General features: G+C 66.9%; 3 protein-coding genes and 1 pseudogene. All 4 read left to right on the forward strand.

Going from position 1 to position 4,659, the window contains the following annotated elements; all coding sequences use genetic code 11:
- A pseudogene (locus tag ACLP25_RS18345) lies at nucleotides 1-439 on the forward strand (glycerol-3-phosphate ABC transporter ATP-binding protein); the annotation flags it as partial.
- Nucleotides 440-750: 311 nt separating this feature from the next.
- Nucleotides 751-2,439: an AMP-binding protein gene (locus tag ACLP25_RS18350; protein ID WP_442470607.1), complete on the forward strand. Its 1,689-nt coding sequence runs from the start codon at nucleotides 751-753 to the stop codon at nucleotides 2,437-2,439.
- 121 nt (nucleotides 2,440-2,560) lie between these two features.
- Nucleotides 2,561-3,748, forward strand: a complete 1,188-nt coding sequence (locus tag ACLP25_RS18355; protein WP_442470608.1) for an acetyl-CoA C-acyltransferase — start codon at nucleotides 2,561-2,563, stop codon at nucleotides 3,746-3,748.
- Nucleotides 3,745-4,659 (forward strand): acyl-CoA dehydrogenase family protein (locus tag ACLP25_RS18360; RefSeq protein ID WP_442470609.1); only part of this gene is annotated, 915 nt, incomplete at its 3' end. The genes ACLP25_RS18355 and ACLP25_RS18360, both read left to right, overlap by 4 nt.

Below are 4,659 nucleotides of genomic sequence, written 5' to 3' on the forward strand. Positions count from 1 at the left end.
CTACAACAAGCCCGCCAACACTTTCGTCGCCGGCTTCATCGGATCGCCGGCTATGAATTTTCTCGATCTGTCCATTGCCGACACAAAGCTGGTCGACCCCGACAACGGCTTCGCGATCGCCATCCCGGACCGGCTGCGCGGCGCCCTGAATGGATACGAAAAGCCCAAGGTGGTCCTCGGCGTGCGACCCGAGGCGCTGCGGCCGGCTCCTCGCAGCGCCGATTCGTCAGGCGCGCCGCTTCTTTCGATCGACGTCGCGCAACATCTCGGACATGAAACATTGCTCGACGCTTCCAGCGGACCGCATCGAATCGTCGCCAGGGTCGGCGCCTCCGACGACTCACGCATCGGGGAAAAGCGGCCTTTCCTTTTCGATGCTGAGCGCATGCATCTTTTTGACCAGGACACGGGCGCCAATCTCGCCTTGAGCCCCATCTGACCCGGGCGCCGGGTCTTGCCTGCGCGGGCGTCGCGGCGCCGTCCGCTTATTTGCGGGCGACCCGGATCGCGGTCCTGGCGATAATTCGCCGCTCCATCGCGCCTCCGCCCTGTCGGGTGAGGTGGCGATCCCTCCGCTGCGCGGTCAGCGACAGTCAGCGACCGCGCCGTACAATGCCGCAAGTGGCAAGATCGTTCTCCAAATCCAGCCGAACCCGTCATAGAATGCCATGCGGGAACCGGATACGGGAGCGCGATGGAGCATTGGAGCCGGATGCGCTAGTCGGGGGCATGACAGCGAAGGACGTTAGGATGGAGGAAATGTCGATGGCCGAGACCGTTGCGCCCTATACGCAGGCGCATGCCGGCTTCCGGTTCGAGGATGTCGAGGCGAAGCTCAGCGGCTCTCTCTCGGGCGGCCTCAACGCCTGCGTCGAATGCTGCGACCGCTGGGCCTCCCCGGGCGCGGTCGCGCTTCGATGGGAAGACCAGCAAGGCCATCGCGCAACCGTGACCTTCGTCGAGCTTCGCGAGCGCGCCGCGCGTTTCGCCAATGTGCTTAAGACCCACGGCGTCGGCCCGGGCGACGTGGTCGCCTGCATGCTGCCCCGCATTCCCGACCTCTTGACGGTGGCGCTCGGAACCTGGCGGGCCGGCGCGGTCTATCAGCCGCTCTTCACCGCCTTCGGCCCCAAGGCGATCGAGCACCGGCTTCAGACCTCGGGCGCAAAGCTGATCGTGACCGATCCCGCCAACCGGCCGAAGCTCGACGAAATCCCCATGACCCCGCGGATCGCGGTGACGACCCCGATCTCCGGCGACGCGCCAAAGCGCCCCGGCGATCTCGATTTCGCCGCCGAGGTCGCCGCCGCCTCGCCGACGTTCGAGCCCGTCATGCGCAAGGGAAGCGATCTCTTCCTGCTTATGTCGACCTCGGGAACGACCGGCCTGCCCAAGGGCGTGCCGGTCCCGCTCAAGGCGCTGATCGCGTTCGATTTGTACATGACTTACGCCATTGATCTGCGTCCGACTGACAGGTTCTGGAACATTGCCGATCCGGGCTGGGCGTACGGCCTCTATTACGCCGTGACCGGGCCGCTGCTCCTCGGCCACGCCACGACCTTTTACGACGGTCACTTCACCGCCGAGAGCACCTACCGGATCATCAAGAGCCACGGGATCACCAATCTCGCCGGCGCTCCGACCGCCTATCGCCTGCTGATCGCGGCGGGCCCTGAGGCGGCGGCCGGCGTGAAGGGCCAGTTGCGGGCGGTAAGCTCGGCCGGAGAGCCGCTCAATCCCGAGGTCATCCGCTGGTTCGCCGACCATCTTTCGGCGCCGATTCATGACCATTACGGCCAGACGGAAAACGGCATGATGGTCAACAACCACCACGGCCTCGACCATGCCGTTCGCGTCGGCTCGGCCGGCTTCGCGATGCCCGGCTACCGCGTCGTCGTGCTGAGCGACGACAATCGGGAGCTCGGTCCGCACGAGCCAGGCACGCTCGCCCTCGACATCGCCAATTCGCCCGCTCTCTGGTTCACCGGCTACCTGAACCAGCCGACCCCGGCGATCGGCGGCGGCTATTACCGGACAGGCGACACGGTGGAGCTCGAGCCCACGGGCCAATTCACCTTTGTCGGCCGCAACGACGACGTGATCACCTCGTCCGGCTACCGCATCGGCCCCTTCGACGTCGAGAGCGCGCTCATCGAGCATCCGGCGATTCTGGAGACGGCGGTGATCGGCAAGCCCGACGCGGAACGGACCGAGATCGTCAAGGCGATCGTGGTGCTGAAGCCGGGCTATGCGGCGAGCGACGAACTCGCCGAAGAACTGCGCCAGCACGTCCGCAAGCGGCTGTCGGCGCACGCCTATCCGCGCGAGATCGCCTTCGTCGGCGAGCTTCCCAAGACCCCGAGCGGCAAGATCCAGCGCTTTTTGCTGCGCAACGCCGAGAAGGCGGCGGCGCAGGACGCCGGCAAGCCGACTCACTAGTGCTCCGCTTTGAGAAAGATGAAGGGGCGGCGGCCTTCCCCCACAAGGGGGGAAGGAGTTCACCCTCGATTTGACCGACGCGGATTACTAAAAAACGACTTCAATTTAGGAGCCTAAGATCATGAATTCAAAAGATCCTGTGGTGATCGTCGGCGCCGCGCGCACGCCGATGGGCGGCCTTCAGGGCGACTTTGCCTCGCTCACCGCGCCTCAGCTCGGCTCGGTCGCCATCGCCGCCGCGGTCGAGCGCGCGGGCGTCGCCAAGACCGACATCGAGGAGGTGGTGATGGGCTGCGTGCTGCCGGCGGGGCAGGGGCAGGCGCCCGCCCGGCAGGCGTCGCGCGGCGCGGGCCTCCCCGACGCCGCCGGCTGCACCACGGTCAACAAGTTGTGCGGCTCCGGCATGAAGGCGGCGATGTTCGCCCACGACATGCTCATCGCCGGAACCAATACGGTCATGCTCGCGGGCGGCATGGAGAGCATGACCAACGCCCCGTATCTGCTGCCGCGCGCCCGCGGCGGCTACCGCCTCGGCCACGACCGGGTGATCGACTCCATGTTCCTCGACGGGCTCGAGGACGCCTACGACCGCGGCCGGCTGATGGGGACGTTCGCCGAGGACGCGGCTCAGGCCTATCAGTTCTCGCGCGAAGAGCAGGATTCTTACGCCCTCGCCTCGCTGAGCCGGGCGCTCAAGGCCGGGCAGGACGGGACCTTCGCCTATGAGATTGCGCCAGTAACCGTCAAGGGGCGCAAGGGCGACGTGACAGTGAGCGTGGACGAGCAGCCGAAAAACGCCCATCCGGAGAAGATCCCGACGCTGAAGCCGGCTTTCCGCGAGGGCGGCACAGTGACGGCGGCCAACTCCTCGTCGATTTCCGACGGTGCCGCGGCGCTGGTTCTCATGCGCCGCTCCGAGGCCGACAAGCGCGGCCTTGCGCCTCTCGCCACGATTCTGGGCCATTCGACCTTCGCTGGCCTGCCGTCAATATTTCCTTCGGCCCCCGTCGGGGCGATTAAAACGCTGCTCGAAAAAGTCGGCTGGCGGGCGGGCGACGTCGACCTCTGGGAGGTCAACGAGGCGTTCGCGGTCGTCGCCATGATCGCCGTGCGCGAGATCGGCATTCCGCACGACAAGATCAACGTCCACGGCGGCGCCTGCGCGCTCGGCCACCCGATCGGTGCCTCGGGGGCGCGGATCATGGTCACGCTGCTCGGAGCGCTGAAGCAATACGGGCAGAAGAAGGGCGTCGCATCGCTGTGCATCGGCGGCGGCGAGGCGACGGCGATCGCTTTGGAGGCCGCATGATCGCGACAGAAGAGCAGGCGACGATCCGCGACATGGCGCGGCGCTTCGCCGAAGAAAAGCTCGCCCCGAACGCCGCGGCCTGGGACCGCGAGCACGCCTTTCCCCGCGAGGCGCTGAGGGAAATGGGCGAACTCGGCTTCATGGGCATGACCGTCCCCTCGACATGGGACGGCGCCGGGAGCGATTACGTCTCCTACGCCTTGGCGGTGATCGAGATCGCCGCCGGCTGCGGCGCGGTCTCGACCATCATGAGCGTGCACAACTCGGTTGGCTGCGCGCCGATCCTCGCCTTTGGCGACGACGAGCAGCGCGAGCGCTTCTTAAAGCCGATGGCGCGCGGCGAGAAGATCGGCTGCTTCTGCCTGACGGAGCCGATCGCCGGCTCGGACGCCGCGTCGATCCGCACCCGGGCGCGGCGCGACGGCAACTCGTCCTACGTCATCTCCGGCTCCAAGCAGTTCATCACCTCGGGCAAGAACGGCCACGTGGCGATCGTGTTCGCCGTCACCGATCCCGACGCCGGCAAAAAGGGCATCTCCGCCTTCATCGTGCCGACCGACACGCCGGGCTTCGTTGTCGCCAAGGTCGAGGAGAAGCTCGGACAGCGCGCCTCCGACACCTGCGCGCTCGTGTTCGAGGACATGCGCCTGCCGGCGAGCCAACGGCTCGGAGAGGAAGGACAGGGGCTCAGAATTGCGCTCGCCAACCTCGAGGGCGGCCGCATCGGCATCGCCGCGCAGGCGGTTGGCATGGCGCGCGGCGCTCATGCGGCGGCTTTGTCCTACGCCAAGGAGCGCATCCAGTTCGGCAAGCCGATCATCGAGCATCAGGCCGTGGCGTTCCGTCACGCCGACATGGCGACGCGAATCGAGGCGGCCGAGCAGCTCACGCTGCATGCCGCTTCCTTGCGC

The organism is Roseiarcus sp., assembly GCF_052145395.1.
Lineage (GTDB): Bacteria > Pseudomonadota > Alphaproteobacteria > Rhizobiales > Beijerinckiaceae > Roseiarcus.